Below are 16618 nucleotides of genomic sequence, written 5' to 3'. Positions count from 1 at the left end.
GCGGATTATTTCAGAATCATCAATGGCTTGCCAGTCATTTCCGGCGGTACTTCCATGCCCATCAGGGTCAGCATGGTCGGTGCCAGGTCAGACAGTTTGCCGCCCTCAAGGGCCTTGGCTTCACGACCAACATAGATCAGCGGAACCGGCAGGCTGGTGTGGGCGGTGTGGGCTTGACCAGTCTCTTCGTTCATCATCTGTTCGGCGTTACCGTGGTCAGCGGTGATCAGACATTCGCCACCTACTTCTTTCAGGGCGGCGACGATACGGCCAATCGCAGTATCGACGGCTTCACAAGCCTTGACGGCGGCATCGAAAATACCGGTGTGGCCGACCATGTCGCCATTCGGGTAGTTACAGATGATGACATCGTAGGTACCGCTCTTGATAGCGGCGACCAGCTTGTCGGTCATTTCACCAGAGCTCATTTCCGGTTGCAGATCATAGGTAGCAACCTTGGGGCTCTGGATCAGTTCGCGGTCTTCGCCCGGGAAGCTGGTTTCTTCGCCGCCGTTGAAGAAGAAGGTCACATGAGCGTACTTCTCGGTTTCAGAAATGCGCAGTTGGGTCTTGTCGTGCTTGGCCAGCCATTCACCCAGGGTGTTGGTCAGGGCCGTTGGCGGATAGGCACAGGAGGTTTTGATATCGGCGGCATATTCGGTCAGCATGACGAAGTCAGCCAGTTTCGGCTGCTTGTTACGCACGAAGCCGGAGAAGTCGGCATCAACGAAGGTCCGGGTGATTTCACGGGCACGGTCAGCACGGAAGTTCATGAAAATCAGGGCATCGCCATCATTCAGGGTAGCCGCTTCGCTGCCGATAACGCTGGCCTTGACGAATTCATCGTTCTCGCCACGTTCGTAAGCTGCGGCTAGAGCGGCGCTAGCGCTGGCAAAGTTGGCAAACTCGCTCTTGCCTTCGGTCATCAGATCATAGGCTTCCTGCACGCGATCCCAGCGATTGTCACGATCCATGGCATAGTAGCGACCGACCAAAGAGGCGATACGTCCCTTGCCCAGCTTGGCAAACAGCGCATCGAAACGCTCGATGGCGACCTGGGCGCAACGGGGTGCTACGTCACGGCCATCCAGGAAGGCGTGCAGATAAATCTGTTCAGCACCACGCTTGGCGGCCAGTTCAACCATGGCGGCAATATGGTCCTCATGGCTATGAACGCCGCCTTCTGACAGCAAGCCCATGATATGTACGGCTTTGCCCTGGTTGGTCGCGGCATCAACGGCGCGGCACAGAGCTTCATTGTTAAAGAAATCGCCATCACGGATCTCTTTGGTGACGCGAGTCAGTTCCTGGTACACCACGCGACCGGCACCAATGTTGACGTGACCCACTTCGGAGTTGCCCATCTGGCCATCTGGCAAACCGACATCCATGCCAGAGGCAGAGATCAGGGTGTTGGCATAGGTGGCACACAAGGCGTCGAGATTCGGGGTCTTGGCGGCGGCGACGGCATTGAACTCTTTCTTGGTGCTGTAGCCCCAACCATCCATGATGATCAGTGCCAGTGGCTTCTTGGCGATAGACATTGAGGGAGTCCTCTCTTGAAGTGACAGAAATGGGTAAAGCTTCTGGGCAGCCATATTACAACATCTGCCGAAATAGTCATCTGATCACACATTGCCTGATGATGACTTGACTTGAATAGGCTGCGACCTGACTCCCAGCTTTACCCTCGGTGAGGCTGCTATTCTATCGCCCCCCATGTATACTGCCGGGGTTTTATTTTTAGCGAGTGGACTAGACCCGAAATGCAAGAATATATCGATTTTGTGGGTAGAAACCCCATGCTGGTTGCGGCTTGGTGTGGTTTGTTTGTCGCGCTGATTTACACCTCAGTGCGCGCATTGCTCTCTCCTATCAAGCAGATCGGTAATCGCGAAGCGACACTGCTGATCAACCGGGAAAATGGCATCGTTGTCGATGTCCGGACCCAGGACGAGTTTGCCAAGGGACACATTGTTGACGCAGTTAACATTCTGACTACCCAGATCGAGGCAAATAACCTTTCCCAGATTGAAAAGCATAAAGATGCCCCCACTATTGTGGTGTGCGAGAGCGGCATGCGTGCCCCCGCTGCAGCGACTGCCTTGAGTAAAGCTGGTTTTACCCGAGTGTTTGTCTTGCGTGGTGGTCTGGCTAGTTGGCGCGGCGAAAACCTGCCAGTAACCAAAAAACGTTAATGATTTCATAGCTCTGTATCCAGAACTCATTTTTCACAAGGATTAAGTCAATGGCTGAAGCAGCAAGCAACGAAGTAAAGCAACCTGAATTCCATATCCAACGCGTTTATATCAAGGATGTTTCCTTTGAAGCGCCTAATACCCCGGCTATTTTCCAAAAAGAGTGGCAGCCGGACGTCAAGCTGGACATGGATACCAAGACTGCCGTTCTGGCCGAAGACATCTATGAAGTGTGTCTGACCCTGACGGTCACCTGCAGCCTGGGCGATGATGTGGCTTTCCTATGTGAAGTGAAGCAGGCGGGTATTTTCACTGCGGCCAATCTGGATGCTCCGCAACTGGCCCACTGCCTGGGTTCCTACTGCCCGAACATTCTGTTCCCGTATGCCCGTGAAGCCGTCGCTGCCCTGGTGACCAAGGGTTCATTCCCGCAGCTGAATCTGGCTCCGGTCAACTTTGACGCTTTGTTTGCCGCTCATATGTCCAAGCTGGAAGCGGAACAAGAAGCTGCTGCGAGCCATTAAGCATATGGCACAGGATGTTGTGGTATCTGTCCTGGGGGCGGGGTCTTATGGCACCGCCCTTGCCATTTCTTTGGCGCGTAAAGGGCTGAGGATCCTGCTCTGGGGTCATGAGCCTGAGCATATTGCTATGCTCGATGCCGCCCGTTGCAATGAGCTTTTTTTGCCCGACGTGCCTTTTCCGCCGACGCTGGAGCTGACCTCGGATCTTGCCTATGCCGTTCAGGCGAGCAAGACGTTGCTGGTGGTGGTTCCCAGTCATGTCTTCGGCGACGTATTACGTCAAGCCAAGCCTCATCTCGCATCAGATGCCCGCATCGCCTGGGCGACCAAAGGACTGGAGCCGGATAGTGGCCGCCTGTTGGGTGATGTTGCCCGGGAGGCGTTAGGTGATGCCGTGCCTCTGGCGGTGATTTCTGGCCCGACGTTTGCCCGTGAACTGGCCGCTGGCTTGCCAACCGCGATTTCGGTTGCGGCGACCGATGATGCCTTTGCCGACGAGTTGTCGGATCTGATGCATTGCGGTAAATCGTTTCGGGTCTACACCAATCCGGATTTCATCGGTTTGCAACTGGGCGGCGCGGTGAAGAACGTGATTGCTATCGGTGCCGGACTCTCGGATGGCTTGGGATTTGGTGCTAATGCCCGCACCGCCCTGATTACCCGGGGCTTGGTAGAGTTGCAGCGTTTGGGGGTTGCTCTGGGTGCCGATGCCAAAACTTTTATGGGCATGGCCGGGCTAGGGGACTTGGTTCTTACCTGCACCGACAATCAATCGCGTAATCGCCGTTTTGGTCTGGCCTTGGGGGCGGGGAAGAGCATCGAACAAGCCATGGAAGAGATCGGCCAGGTGGTAGAAGGATATCGCAATACACGCGAGGTCCATCTCCTGGCGGCGCGGCAGGGCATCGAGATGCCTATCTGCGAACAGATTTTTGCTATTTTATACCAGAACAAACCGCCGAAAGAGGCTGCGCTAGCACTGCTCAGTCGCGACAAGAAAGACGAATAGACAAAAGCCCCGTTCGCGGGGCTTTGTTTTATCCGGCTACAAGGTGGCGTCTCAGTAAAAGGAGTGCTCGCCCCGGTTGTGTTCGGTAGCATCGCGAACACCTTTGATTTCGCCAGGGAATAGATCCAGAAACTGCTTCTCGATGCCGTCCTTGAGGGTGACATCGATCATGGAGCAACCATTGCACCCACCGCCAAATTGCAGGATCGCATAGCCATCGTCGGTAATTTCCAGCAGCGTCACCTTACCGCCGTGACCGGCGAGTGATGGATTGACCTGAGTGTGAATCACGTACTCGATCCGCTCGATCAGGGGTGCGTCGGCATCAACCTTGCGCATCTTGGCATTGGGTGCCTTGAGCGTCAGTTGCGAGCCCATCTGATCGGAAACAAAATCGATAGCTGCCTCTTCCAGAAACGGGGCGCTCTGGGCATCGACCAGGGCATCGAAACCGGCAAACGGCAGTACCAGATCTTCGGGCTCTACGGCATCGGGGGGGCAGTATGAAACACCGCACTCGGCATTCGGTGTGCCGGCATTCATTACAAAAACACGAATATTGGTGCCATCAGGCTGCTTTTCCAGCAGTTTGCGGAAATGGGCCTGAGCGGCGTCGGAAATGCTGATCATGGCAGTCCTCTAATCCTGACTAAATAGCTCGGAATTATCATACTCTGCTTGATGGATCTCGCCTAGCCTCAAGATCGATGTTGGAGGGTACGGCAAATCGCCCAAACCTCGACGCGCTCCACTCCGGCAGCCTTGAGCCGGAGTGTGAGCTGTTCGGCGGTGGCGCCTGTGGTGACCACATCATCGACTATGGCGACATGGCGATACGATATTGGATGCAGAGTAAACGCCTCGCGTAGATTTTTTTGCCGCTGTTGCTTGTTCAGCATCGCCTGAGCCGGTGTGGCGCGTATGCGCTGCAAGCAGTGGTTATCTACGGGAATGTGTTGGAGTCGACTGATGGCATGAGCCAGTTCCTCCGCCTGGTTATAGCCTCGCCGCCACTGTCGCCACCAGTGCAACGGCACCGGTAGCAACACTTCCGGTCGCTCATCCAGTTCGAGACCGGCACTGAATAAGCGAGCCAATAGCACTGCGCATTCAGGGTGGCGTTGGTATTTCAGACGATGGATCAATTGGCGGTAAGGCGTTTCATAGTCGGCGAGAATGCGCAGTCGTTCCCAAGTGGGAGGCTGCTGCAGACAGGCTCCGCAACGGATACCCGGTTCGGAGAGCGGAAATGCGCAGCAAGGACAGGGAAATTGGATGCGCGGTAAATCGGCCTGGCATTCATCGCAGAGTAATGGATGTGTCTGTGTGAATTGTCGGCACAACAAACAGTTCCCCAGCAACAGGCGATGGGCGCCAATGGTGCGTAATACCTGAAGCATCCTGTTGATAGGCAGCAACATAGTGATGGCTGGTTGGGGGATGATGTGGGCAGTGTAGATGAAGAAAAAGGGCGCCTGAGGGCGCCCTTGTCAATTTGCCAGCTGTGCTTAGTAGTTGTAAGCACGCTCGCCATGAGAAGTCAGATCCAGACCTTCGCGTTCGGCTTCGACCGGTACTCGCAGACCTACCAGCTTGTCGACGATGAAGAAGGCAACCACGGAGACCACACCAGACCAGATGATGGTAGTGACGACACCAATCGCCTGGATCTTCACTTGTGCTGCAATCGAGTAGTCCGGAGTCACAGCATTAGCCACGTAATCCCACACCCCGGTACCACCCAAGTCAGGCGAAGCGAAGACACCTGTCAGCAGCGCACCAATGATACCGCCGACACCGTGCACACCGAAAACATCCAAAGAGTCATCGACATTCAACAAGCGCTTCAGGCCATGCACGCCCCACAGGCAGATGACACCAGCGACACCACCAATCACCATGGCGCCAGGGACACCGACGAAGCCACATGCCGGGGTAATCGCAACCAGACCTGCAACCGCACCAGAAATAGCGCCCAGTAAGGAAGGCTTACCTTTCAGGCCCCATTCAGCCAGCAGCCAGGTAAAGGTTGCCATTGCTGTTGCTACCCAGGTGTTGACCAGAGCCAGACCGGCGATGCCATTGGCTTCCAACGAGGAGCCTGCATTGAAGCCGAACCAACCTACCCACAGCAAACAGGCGCCAATCATGGACATGGTCAGGCTGTGCGGTGCCATAGATTCGCGACCAAAACCGACACGCTTGCCAACAAAGTAGGCACCCGCGAGGCCTGCGATAGCGGCGTTGATATGTACAACGGTACCGCCTGCGAAATCCAGTGCGCCCTTCTGGAACAACCAACCTGCAGTACTGCCCGCAGCGGCAGCAGCTTCGGCGCTGGTATAGGCATCAGGACCGGCCCAGTACCACACCATGTGTGCCATCGGCAGGTAAGAGAAGCTGAACCACAGCACCATGAAGATCAGTACGGCAGAGAAGCGGATTCGCTCGGCGAATGCGCCCAGGATCAAACAGCAGGTGATGGCTGCGAATGCGCCCTGGAACACCACATAAATCAACTCAGAAACACCAGCTCCCTTGGAGAAAGTGGCTGCAATCGAGTCAGGTGTTACCCCGTTGAGGAATATCTTCGAAAAGTTACCGAAGAAGGCACTCCCCTCCGTGAAGGCAATACTGTAGCCGTAACTGACCCACAGAATAGTCGCCAGCCCAAAGACGGCGAATACCTGCATCAGCACCGACAGCATGTTTTTGGTACGAACCAAGCCACCATAAAACAGAGCTAAACCGGGAACTGACATCAGAATGACGAAAGCAGCAGATACCATCAACCAGGCATTGTCGCCCTTGTTAACAGTAATCACAGGTGCAGCAGGAGCTGCTTCAGCGGCTGGCGCTGCAGCGACTTCAGTTGCAACCTCGGTAGTCGGGGCGGTTTCATCGCTCCATGCCGGACTGGTGAAGCCAAAGGCCCCTACCAGTGCCAGAATTGCAAATAAGCGTTTCATTGTAGGTATCTCCCTGAAAGAATCGTGTCCTGGTATTCGTACAGATAAACTCTGTTGAACTCGGTGGCTGGACAGGATGTCGCGAACCTGAAGCATCTATCGCAGGAAACGTGCCAACCTGGAAAACCGCAAAATGGTGCTGTAAATCGCTCGGATAGCGGATTTTTTGTCACTATTCATGCCAGCCCCGCTCCGCTGTGATGCATTCTTACACAGTATTGCCTAATTTTGGTGCATCACACTGGTGCGTTAGCAAAATGTAAAAACTTATTGTTTGTCCACCGTTCAGGAAAGAGAAAATAGAAATGACACTTTATGTCGAACGATTGGGAAGTGGGCCCGATTTGGTGCTCTTGCATGGCTGGGGCATGAATGGTGCGGTATTCGATGGCATCAAAACCGAACTCTCGAAACAATTTCGGCTGCATATCATCGACTTGCCTGGGTTTGGCTATAGCGCTGATCTGGGGATTGAAAATCCGGATCTATCGAGCTGGCTGGATTTGATGCTGAAAGCGCTACCTGAGCGAGCTCATCTACTCGGCTGGTCCTTAGGGGGCATGTTGGCCATCCGATTGGCGTTCTTGTATCCGGAACGGGTGCTGAGCCTGATCACGGTTGCCAGTTCGCCCCGTTTTGTCGCAGAAGCTGAGTGGCCAGGGGTAAAACCGGAGGTGCTCACCAGCTTCTCGGCCCAGTTGCAGGCCGATACCCATAAAACCATCGAGCGCTTTCTGGCGATTCAGGCGTTAGGCAGCGTTTCCGCTCGCGATGATGTTCGAATTTTGCGCGAGCGCTTACAATCTCGCCCCGCTCCTGAGCCCCAGGCATTGCGTATGGGCTTGAGTCTGCTGCAAGAGCTGGATCTCCGGGCTGAGCTCTCTATTCTGACCCGACCTGTCTTGCATCTGTTGGGTCGACTCGATGCACTGGTTCCGGCCGCAGTGCAGGAGGTTTGGTCACAGTCGACATCTGGTGCGAAGTTCCATCTCTTTCGCGCCTCGGCTCATGCTCCTTTTATTACCGAAAGTAATGAGTTCGTGGGCGTCATCAGTGAATTCATTACTGCGCAGCCGAGGAATGACCTTTCTTCCATCACCGTTTTGACCAATAATTAGACAGTGGTTGTGGTGTTTGGAGGCCAACATGCAAATTAACAGTGCTCTCAATGCAGGCTATACCGGTTTGCAGCGGGCGACGCAGCAGGTGGATGAGAGTAGCTCCAAGCTGGCGCAACTGGCAACGAAGCCGGAGGCCGTGAACCCGACCACTGAGCTGGTGAATCTGATGGTTGCGGAGCAAAGTGGCCAGGCGTCCGTCAAGGTGGTCAAAGCCGCCGATGAGATGATGGGTACCCTGCTCGATGTTCGGGTGTGACGAGGTGAGTGTCGGGTCACGGGCCCGAAGGGATGATGAACCCATTTGAGATGAATCGAGTTTGAGATGAATATAGCACCCAGCTATCCCAATTTTGTGCCTCTGGCACTGCAACCGGCTGTTGAAGCCGCGCGCCGTGACAGCCAGCAACGCGAGCTGATCCCCGCAGCTCAGCGCGGGGATGCTTATGCGAAAGAATCTCAAGTCGGTAGTGAAAAAGATCGGGCGCGGAATAACGAGAATCGTCCCGTCACGTATCAACCGGAAAGCGGTAGCCGAACTTCCTCATCACAACAAGATGTTGCGGCAGTCAATGAGGACCAGCAAGGTCGGCAGCAGGGCCAGGGGAGCGGTCAATCCGGCGGTCGTTCCGGTTCCGGGGATGAGCAAACCGAGCGTCAACAGCAAGCGGAACAGTTGATTGTTGATGCTCTCAAGCAGCGGGATCGCGAAGTCCGGGCTCATGAGCAAGCTCACCAGGCCGTCGGTGGTCAATACGCCTCGGCTCCCAGCTTCACCATGGAGTCGGGTCCTGATGGTGGTCGCTATGCTACCGGTGGCAAGGTACAGATCGATATCTCTGCCGAAGCGGATCCGGAAGCGACGATTCGCAAGATGCAGCAGGTTCAGGCGGCGGCTCTCGCTCCTGTCGACCCCTCAGGGCAAGATCATGCGGTTGCGGCCAAGGCCGCGCAGATCGCGATGGCGGCCCGCGCAGAGTTGCAAAGCCGGGGGATGGGTACGAGTGCCGCGCAGACGACTCAGGATGACGAAGAGACCTCAGCTGCAAGTTCTGAATCCTCGCCTGTGGTGAGTCGTAGCCGCAGTTATGTCCAGGAATCTCTCACTGATTTGATGGCACAACGAGGGCAGGTCATTTCCCGTCGTTACGAGTTGGCCTGGCAACCAGAGCCTGAATCCCAACTCAGCCGCTATGCTTGATTCATAGACTTTTACGGCGGTTTGCCCACGGTCCCTGATCACCGTTGACCAACATTTTTGAAAAAGAACGGGGAGCCTTGGCTCCCCGTTCTTTTAGTCCCTATTTGCGTTTAGCCTTGGCGAAGGCATCGGCAAATGCATTATTGCTCGGCGCTTCCCGTCGAGCCGCGCGTTCCTCACGTCTGGGAGATGGATTGCCGGCTCCCGAGGTGCGAGCTTCACGCTGCGGGGGGGCTTTAGGCGCTTGATCTTGCAGGCGCATGGTTAGGGCAATACGTTTGCGCTCGACATCCACCTCCAGCACCTTGACGCGCACTATGTCCCCGGCTTTCACGACGTCGCGCGGATCCTTGATGAAACGGTCGGTCAGTGCCGAGATATGGACTAGCCCATCTTGATGCACCCCGATATCGACAAAAGCACCGAAGTTGGTGACGTTGGTGACGGTCCCCTCCAGCACCATCTCGGGTTGCAGATCACGAATGGTTTCCACCCCTTCCCGGAAGGTGGCAGTCTTGAACTCGGGACGCGGATCGCGGCCGGGTTTATCCAGTTCACCAATGATATCGCTGACGGTCGGTACTCCGAACTGAGGATCAGTAAACTCGGCGGGTTTGAGCTCTTTGAGGAGCGAACTGTTACCAATCAGTTCATGCACGGCTTTACCGGTACGCGCCAGGATGCGCTCGACCACCGGATAGGCCTCCGGGTGCACCGATGAGGCATCGAGCGGGTTATCGCCACCCTGAATGCGCAGGAAACCGGCGCATTGTTCAAAGGCTTTGGGGCCGAGGCGACTGACTTTGAGCAGTTGGGCGCGGCTGCGGAATGCCCCCTGTTCGTCACGATGGGCGACGATATTCTGGGCCAGGGTTTTGCTGAGGCCGGAAACCCGCGTCAGCAGCGGCACCGACGCAGTATTCACATCCACCCCGACAGCGTTCACGCAATCTTCAACCACGGCATCCAGATTGCGAGCTAACTGGCTCTGGCTGACATCATGTTGGTATTGACCGACGCCAATGCTTTTGGGATCAATCTTGACCAGTTCGGCCAATGGATCCTGCAGGCGGCGCGCAATCGATACCGCCCCGCGCAGTGAGACATCCAGATCCGGGAATTCCAGCGCCGCCAGCTCGGACGCGGAATACACCGAAGCCCCAGCTTCGCTGACCACCACTTTCTGCGCCTGACACTCGGGGTACTGTTTCAACATCTGGGCCACCAGCTTGTCGGTTTCTCGTGACGCTGTGCCATTGCCAATGCTGATGAGACCGACATTATGCTTCTGGCACAGGGCATGGATGGTCTGGATGGCTCGTTCAACCTGCATTTTGGGTTCAAACGGGTAAACCGTATCGGTTGCTACCACTTTGCCGGTGGCATCGACCACAGCAACTTTAACGCCAGTGCGGATCCCCGGATCCAGTCCCATGGTGGCTTTCATTCCGGCGGGGGCCGCCATCAACAGATCCTTGAGGTTGCTGGCAAAGACGCGGATCGCTTCCGCTTCGGCCAGCTCTCGGAGCCGCCCCAGTAATTCAGTTTCCATCTGGGTTGCCAACTTGATCTTCCAGGTCCAGCTGACCACGCTGGCGAGCCAATTGTCTGCTGGGCGGCCCTTGGTTTGAATGCCAACCTGATTCGCTATCATGGCCTCACAGGGGTGAGCTGTGGATTCGCCTTCGACACCGATGGCGAGGGCTAGGATCCCTTCGTTGCGTCCGCGCAGCATGGCCAAGGTGCGGTGGGAGGGGGTTTTGGCAATCGGCTCCTGATGTTCAAAATAGTCTTTGAACTTGGCACCTTCTTGCTCTTTGCCGGCCACCACTCGGGATTGCAGCAGGCCGTTTTGCCACAGGTAATTGCGCAGCTTATCCAGCAGGGTTGCGTTTTCGGCAAAGCGCTCCATCAGGATATAACGAGCACCATCCAGTGCGGCTTTGGTGTCGAGGATCTGTTGCTCCAGGTTCACAAACGCCTGCGCTTCTTGTTCCGGATTGCGGGTCGGATCGGTGTACAGCAACTCGGCCAGCGGTTCCAGACCCGCCTCAATGGCAATCTGGCCTTTGGTCCGCCGTTTTTGCTTGTAGGGCAGATAGAGATCTTCCAGCCGGGTCTTGGTATCGGCAGCGACAATGTCAGCGCGTAACGCGGGCGTTAACTTACCCTGTTCGTCGATAGCATGCAGGATGACCTGACGTCGCTCTTCGAGTTCACGTAAATAGCCGAGCCGTTGCTCCAGATTTCGTAGTTGGGTGTCGTCGAGCCCGCCGGTGATCTCTTTACGATAACGGGCAATGAAGGGTACGGTTGCACCTTCATCGAGTAAACGAACAGCGGCTTCGATCTGCTCGGGACGGGCATGGAGCTCGGTGGCCAGGATATGGGAAATGGATTGCATCGGGATTCTCTTCTGTAGCAACAACGGATCGTATCTGACGGCACACCCGATATCGGGCATCTGTTGTTTTATCGGGGGCTACAGCATAGCTCAGCTTGCCGGGAGCGAACAGCAGGGCAGAAAATGGTGCCGGATTCCGGGATCCCCATGCCAGGCTGAACGCTTAGCGCTTCAAACTCGGGGCCACAGTCGTTATAAAGAAGGCTCGCGTTTCCAGTCTGGATACTATTCCTCAAGTTTGCCCTATGAAAACAAATCTGATCACCCGAGAGGGTTATGAAGCCTTACAGCAGGAACTTGACCATTTGTGGCGTGAAAAACGACCGGATGTGACCAAAAAGGTGGCCTGGGCGGCGAGCCTGGGGGATCGTTCAGAGAATGCCGATTATCACTACAACAAAAAATTGCTGCGCGAAATCGACCGCCGGGTGCGTTATTTACGCAAGCGGTTGGAAGAGATCCGGGTCGTGGACTACTCCCCTCAGCAGGATGGCAAGGTCTTCTTTGGCGCTTGGGTCGAAATTGAGAATGACGCCGGAGAGAGCCTGTGTTTACGGATCGTCGGGCCGGATGAAATCTACCAGCGCAAGGATTACATCTCGATTGATTCACCGATGGCGCGCGCCTTGCTGAAGAAATCCGTGGATGATGAGGCGCTGGTGGAAACCCCCAGCGGAAAGAAAAGCTGGTATATCAATCGGATCCGCTATCCCTCCGCCAGAGAGTCCTGACCGGGATTTTGCCATTTTTCTCTGGCATGCAAGTAATGGCAAGCGATGAAAAACCAAACGGACCTTGCGGTCCGTTTGTCATATGGGACGGATTGGAGCTGGATCAAGGGAGTTGGGGTCCCGCCGCAACCAGTCGCTTGCCTTCCTCGTTGTCGGTGTAGGGCACAAAGTTTTTGATGAAGCGCCCGGCCAAATCGAGAGCTTTACTTTGCCATTCGGCATCACTGGCGTAGGTGTCGCGAGGATCCAGAATATGCGAGTCCACATTGGGCAATTCCAGCGGGATCGCCAGGTTGAATATGGGCAAGGTCTTCATCTCGGCCCGCTCGATGGAACCATCGAGGATGCCATCGATGATGGCGCGGGTGTCTTTGATGGAGATCCGTTTGCCGGTGCCGTTCCAGCCGGTATTGACCAGATAAGCTTGAGCGCCTGCGGCCTCCATGCGCTTGACGAGCTCCTCGCCGTATTTGGTTGGATGCAGCGTCAGGAAGGCTTTGCCGAAACAGGCCGAGAAGGTTGGTTGGGGTTCGGTGATGCCGCGTTCGGTGCCGGCCAGCTTGGCAGTGAAGCCGGACAGGAAATGGTACTTGGTTTGCTCCTTGGTCAGTTTGGATACTGGAGGTAACACCCCGAAGGCATCGGCGGTCAGGAAGATGACCTTGGTGGCATGCCCGGCAGCGGATACCGGTTTGACGATATTGTCGATATGGTACAGCGGGTAAGAGACCCGGGTATTTTCAGTCTTGCTGCCATCATTGAAATCGACAACGCCCTGCTCATCGACGGTGACGTTTTCCAGCAAGGCATCCCGGCGGATGGCATTGTAAATATCCGGCTCGGCCTCCTTACACAGCTTGATGGTTTTGGCATAGCAGCCGCCTTCAAAGTTGAAGACACCGCTGTCGTCCCAGCCATGTTCATCATCACCGATCAATGCCCGTTTCGGATCGGTCGATAGTGTGGTTTTACCGGTGCCGGAGAGACCGAAGAACACCGCCACATCGCCCTCTTTTCCCACGTTGGCAGAGCAGTGCATGGAGGCAATACCACGCAGCGGCAACAGGTAGTTCATGACCGAGAACAGACCCTTTTTCATCTCGCCGCCATACCAGGTGCCGCCGATAACCTGCAAGTTTTCCGTCAGATTGAAGGCGACAAAGTTTTCGGAATTGAGGCCCTGTTCTTTCCATTGCGAATTGATGCATTTGGAACCATTCAGCACCACAAAATCGGGTGCAAAGTCGACCAACTCCGCCTCGGTCGGGCGGATAAACATGTTTTTGACAAAATGCGCCTGCCAGGCCACTTCGGTGACGACTCGAACCTTCAATCGGGTATCCGGATTGGCTCCACAGTAGCCATCCACCACAAACAGGCGTTTGCCGGAGAGTTCTTCGCCGACCAACTGCTTGAGATGGGCCCAGACTTCCGGGCTGATCGGTTTGTTATCATTCTTGCCGCCATCGCTCCACCAGACTGTGTCTCGGGTCGTATCGTCCAGCACCAGATACTTATCCTTGGGTGAGCGTCCAGTGAAGACTCCGGTATCCACTTTGACCGCCCCCATCGAAGTCACGACACCGCGCTCGAAACCAGTGAGTGCGGGATTCAATTCTTCGATAAACAGTTGTTCATAGGAGGGGTTGCGTACGATCTCGGCTACATCGTGAATGCCGTATTGCTCGAGGCTTAATACATCAGCCAGGGTAGCTTGGTTTGCCATTGTCTTCTCCTGGTGTCGTAGCTGTATGGTCTATCTGGATCTGAGTCTAGACAGCGCTGACAGGGAGAAAAGCGACCCGAGTCAAAGAACCGGGATAGCTTATGAGCCGGATCGGGCGGATCTGTTGTCAGGCGCTGTGGATACGCCATTGAAATCATTTCATTCCAGTGACTTATACTGCGCAAGGCAAAATAGACAGATAAATAATGGCAATATAAAAGATGTGGATAATGTGCGATGCAGCACCAATTTTGTGCGGGCCCGGCGATAAAAAGGAGGCCAGTGGCCTCCTGCGGTAAATGGTTGGCGGCTTAGGAGTCAGTGTAGTGCGCCATCATTGCTGGCCAGGTTGTCACTGAACAATGCCTGAGCATCAATGGCATCAAACCGATAGTGAGTGCCACAGTAGTCACAGTGCATATCAACTTGCCCTTGCTCCTCAATCATGGACGCCACCTCACGTTGACCAAGCTGCAACAGCGCCTGTTCGCAACGCTGGCGGGAGCAGGTGCAGAGGAAGCGGATGTCCTGAGGCTCGAACACGCGGACTTCTTCTTCGTGGTACAGACGGTACAGGATCTCCTCGGCTGGCAAGGTGAACAGCTCTTCGTCCTTGATGGTATCCGTCAGTTTGCTCAGATGGTCAAACTGGTTGGCATGCTCCTCGCCACTGGCCGGGAGGGATTGCAACAGCATACCGGCTGCCAGCGGTGCATCCTGGGTGCCGCCGGTACGGATCCAGATCCGGGTGGCCAACTGTTCAGATTGCGCAAAATAGCTTTCCAGCGAGCGAGCCAGACTGTCGGCTTCCAGCGCAACTATGCCTTGATAGCGTTCGCCCTCCTCCGGGGAGATGGTGATAATCAACTGGCCATCGCCGACCAGGGCTTTGAGTGTCGGCTCGGCTGGCATCTCGCCTTCCCAGCGTGCCACGCCGCGCAGTTGCTGCTGGTGGTCGCCGTTGATGACCGCCAGTCGCACCGGGCCATTGCCTTGCAACTGCACCGTGATGGCGCCGGAAAATTTCAGGGTCGCAGTGAGCAAGCTGGTCGCTACCAGCAATTCGCCCAACAACTGGCGTACAGGCTCAGGATATGTCTGGGCCGCCGCCATCTGGTGAAAGGTCTCATCCAGTTGCACCAGTTCGCCGCGGACTTGGTAGTGTTCGAATAGATAACGATACAGTTGATCCGGTTTTTTCATCATCTCTCTCTATATGGTCTTGGCTGCGGTTATGACTCAGTGTTGTCCTGTTTGAGGCGGACTAATTGACGCCGTTGTTTCTTGTCCGGTCGCTGATCCGGATGCGGGGCGTACAGGTTGTTTAGCCGTCTGGCCTCGGCTTGACGTTCGCGCTTGATGCGGCTGGACTCCGTTTCGGCATACAGTTGTTGAGCCTCCGGAGCGCCGCGCCGCTGTTCGCTAAGCTGCAGTACAATGACTTCTTTTTCTTCGTCACTCTGCCGCAGGGTGATCAGGGCTCCGACTTCAAGCACTTTCCCGGGTTTGCTGCGTTGGCCATTGTAATGAACCTTACCGCCTTCAATCATGGCCCGAGCGATGGCGCGAGTCTTGTAGAAGCGAGCGGCCCACAACCACTTGTCCAGACGCACCGCGGTGCTGGCGGATTGGGCTTTTGTCATCGAATTGTCTCACCTTGTGACACTCGGAGCGATTATAACAGAGGATATCGACTGGCAGGATTCAGGAATTTGAACTAGCGCGGACTTGGTGGGTTGTCAGCTCTGAGCTGACGGGTGAGAATACCGAGCTCGTTCGCAGGGCGAGGATTCTGTCATTTTGGTATTGCGACATCAGGGAACAGGCATGGAACCACGGGATCGTCTTGTTAAATGGCTGGCTGGCTTGCCCATATCCCGATTAAGCCAGGGGGCATTCGGGATTTTGCTAATCCTCTGTTGTCAGCAGTTGGCCACTCTGACCTGGCAGTTGCTGCCTACGGCCAAGGGGCCCACACAACCCTTGATGCGTCCGACGCTGGCAGGTGGTAGCGGAGCACCTCAGGCCGCCAATCCGCTGGATGTGCGCTCTTTGCTGCAACTGGCGTTGTTTGGTAAAGCGGAGGCGCCCGCAGCCAAACGCCCAGTCGTCGGCAGTGCGGATCGGCAGCAGACGATGCCGCGCACGCGATTGAATTTGACGCTGACTGGAGTGCTGGCCAGTAATCAGGCCGATCGGTCGATTGCCATCATCATCAATGGTGGTCAAGAGTCGAGTTATGGCATCGGGGATCTGGTGGCAGGTACTCAGGCCAGGTTACAGGATATTTTACCGGATCGAGTGATCCTGGATAACCAGGGTCAGGATGAGACCCTGATGCTGGATGGTGAAGAGTTCAAGGCGCTGGGGCAACAGCAATCGACGGCCCCGGTGGCGAGCGGCAGCGCATCCGAGCTGGGCCAATTACGCAACGATCTAGTGAAAAATCCTGGAAAGTTGCTCGATTATGTCAACATTTCCCCGATCATGACGGACGGCAAGATGCAGGGATATCGTATCAATCCCGGCAAGGATGTGGCCTTCTTTCATCGGATCGGGCTGCAATCCAATGACCTGGCGGTCAGCATCAATGGCTATGACCTGCGCGATAATGGCCAGGCTATGCAAATCATGAATCAATTGTCCTCGATGACCGAGATGAACCTGACGGTGGAGCGTAATGGCCAGCAGCAGGATATCTACATCAAGCTGACGGAATAACCAAAACTGGAGTCACG

The 16618-nt window shown here is 55.5% G+C and carries 16 protein-coding genes; 8 read left to right on the top strand and 8 right to left on the bottom strand.

All coding sequences use genetic code 11. The annotated features are described in order from the left end of the window. Positions 1-5: 5 nt before the first annotated feature. Entirely contained in the window at positions 6-1544 is a 1539-nt protein-coding gene (gene gpmM, locus ACZYUB_RS09825) for a 2,3-bisphosphoglycerate-independent phosphoglycerate mutase (RefSeq protein ID WP_463947491.1), read from the bottom strand. 222 nt (positions 1545-1766) lie between these two features. On the opposite strand from gpmM, the gene ACZYUB_RS09820 reads away from it, so the two are divergent. The 3 genes from ACZYUB_RS09820 to gpsA are packed head-to-tail and all read left to right on the top strand — an operon-like array spanning position 1767 to position 3731. Continuing rightward, positions 1767-2198, top strand: coding sequence for a rhodanese-like domain-containing protein (locus ACZYUB_RS09820; RefSeq protein ID WP_460885125.1), 432 nt, complete (start codon positions 1767-1769; stop codon positions 2196-2198). Positions 2199-2248: 50 nt separating this feature from the next. Further along, on the top strand, positions 2249-2722 hold the full coding sequence (secB, locus tag ACZYUB_RS09815; RefSeq protein WP_460885126.1) for a protein-export chaperone SecB: 474 nt from the start codon (positions 2249-2251) through the stop codon (positions 2720-2722). Between the two features lie 4 nt (positions 2723-2726). Beyond that, a complete protein-coding gene (gene gpsA / locus ACZYUB_RS09810) occupies positions 2727-3731 on the top strand; it encodes an NAD(P)H-dependent glycerol-3-phosphate dehydrogenase (RefSeq protein WP_463947489.1) in 1005 nt (334 codons plus the stop codon). Between the two features lie 51 nt (positions 3732-3782). On the opposite strand, the gene nfuA is transcribed toward gpsA, so the two are convergent. The 3 genes from nfuA to ACZYUB_RS09795 form a co-directional block, all read right to left on the bottom strand. After that, complete coding sequence (gene nfuA, locus ACZYUB_RS09805) at positions 3783-4361, bottom strand: Fe-S biogenesis protein NfuA (protein WP_463947487.1); 579 nt, start codon at positions 4359-4361, stop codon at positions 3783-3785. Between the two features lie 68 nt (positions 4362-4429). Next, the gene (locus ACZYUB_RS09800) at positions 4430-5152 is read right to left on the bottom strand and encodes a ComF family protein (RefSeq protein ID WP_463947486.1); all 723 of its coding nucleotides are present in this window, start codon (positions 5150-5152) and stop codon (positions 4430-4432) included. Between the two features lie 87 nt (positions 5153-5239). Continuing rightward, positions 5240-6700, bottom strand: coding sequence for an ammonium transporter (locus ACZYUB_RS09795; RefSeq protein WP_460885130.1), 1461 nt, complete (start codon positions 6698-6700; stop codon positions 5240-5242). A 305-nt stretch (positions 6701-7005) separates the two neighbouring features. Here ACZYUB_RS09795 and bioH point away from each other — a divergent pair, with 305 nt between their 5' ends. From bioH to ACZYUB_RS09780, 3 genes are all read left to right on the top strand, one after another. Next, positions 7006-7818, top strand: a complete 813-nt coding sequence (bioH, locus tag ACZYUB_RS09790; protein ID WP_463947484.1) for a pimeloyl-ACP methyl ester esterase BioH — start codon at positions 7006-7008, stop codon at positions 7816-7818. 28 nt (positions 7819-7846) lie between these two features. Beyond that, positions 7847-8077: a flagellar basal body rod C-terminal domain-containing protein gene (locus ACZYUB_RS09785; RefSeq protein WP_463947482.1), complete on the top strand. Its 231-nt coding sequence runs from the start codon at positions 7847-7849 to the stop codon at positions 8075-8077. A gap of 66 nt (positions 8078-8143) precedes the next feature. Then, positions 8144-9019 carry a putative metalloprotease CJM1_0395 family protein gene (locus ACZYUB_RS09780; protein WP_463947481.1) on the top strand — a complete coding sequence of 292 codons (876 nt, stop codon included), beginning with the start codon at positions 8144-8146 and terminating at the stop codon, positions 9017-9019. Positions 9020-9119: 100 nt separating this feature from the next. On the opposite strand, the gene ACZYUB_RS09775 is transcribed toward ACZYUB_RS09780, so the two are convergent. Next, positions 9120-11423, bottom strand: coding sequence for a Tex family protein (locus ACZYUB_RS09775; protein ID WP_463947479.1), 2304 nt, complete (start codon positions 11421-11423; stop codon positions 9120-9122). A gap of 245 nt (positions 11424-11668) precedes the next feature. Between ACZYUB_RS09775 and greB the strand changes: the two genes are divergently transcribed. Next, complete coding sequence (gene greB / locus ACZYUB_RS09770) at positions 11669-12154, top strand: transcription elongation factor GreB (RefSeq protein ID WP_463947477.1); 486 nt, start codon at positions 11669-11671, stop codon at positions 12152-12154. A gap of 103 nt (positions 12155-12257) precedes the next feature. On the opposite strand, the gene pckA is transcribed toward greB, so the two are convergent. From pckA to hslR, 3 genes are all read right to left on the bottom strand, one after another. Further along, positions 12258-13880 (bottom strand): phosphoenolpyruvate carboxykinase (ATP), encoded by a 1623-nt coding sequence (pckA, locus tag ACZYUB_RS09765; RefSeq protein WP_463947475.1) that lies wholly within the window; start codon positions 13878-13880, stop codon positions 12258-12260. 318 nt (positions 13881-14198) lie between these two features. Beyond that, positions 14199-15083: an Hsp33 family molecular chaperone HslO gene (gene hslO / locus ACZYUB_RS09760; protein WP_463947474.1), complete on the bottom strand. Its 885-nt coding sequence runs from the start codon at positions 15081-15083 to the stop codon at positions 14199-14201. Between the two features lie 29 nt (positions 15084-15112). Continuing rightward, on the bottom strand, positions 15113-15523 hold the full coding sequence (gene hslR / locus ACZYUB_RS09755; protein WP_463947473.1) for a ribosome-associated heat shock protein Hsp15: 411 nt from the start codon (positions 15521-15523) through the stop codon (positions 15113-15115). 184 nt (positions 15524-15707) lie between these two features. On the opposite strand from hslR, the gene gspC reads away from it, so the two are divergent. Continuing rightward, positions 15708-16601 (top strand): type II secretion system protein GspC, encoded by an 894-nt coding sequence (gene gspC, locus ACZYUB_RS09750; RefSeq protein WP_463947471.1) that lies wholly within the window; start codon positions 15708-15710, stop codon positions 16599-16601. Positions 16602-16618: the final 17 nt, after the last annotated feature.

The organism is Pseudaeromonas sp. HNCC25DJ182 (assembly GCF_055413365.1).
This window is presented reverse-complemented; position numbering and strand designations above follow the sequence as displayed.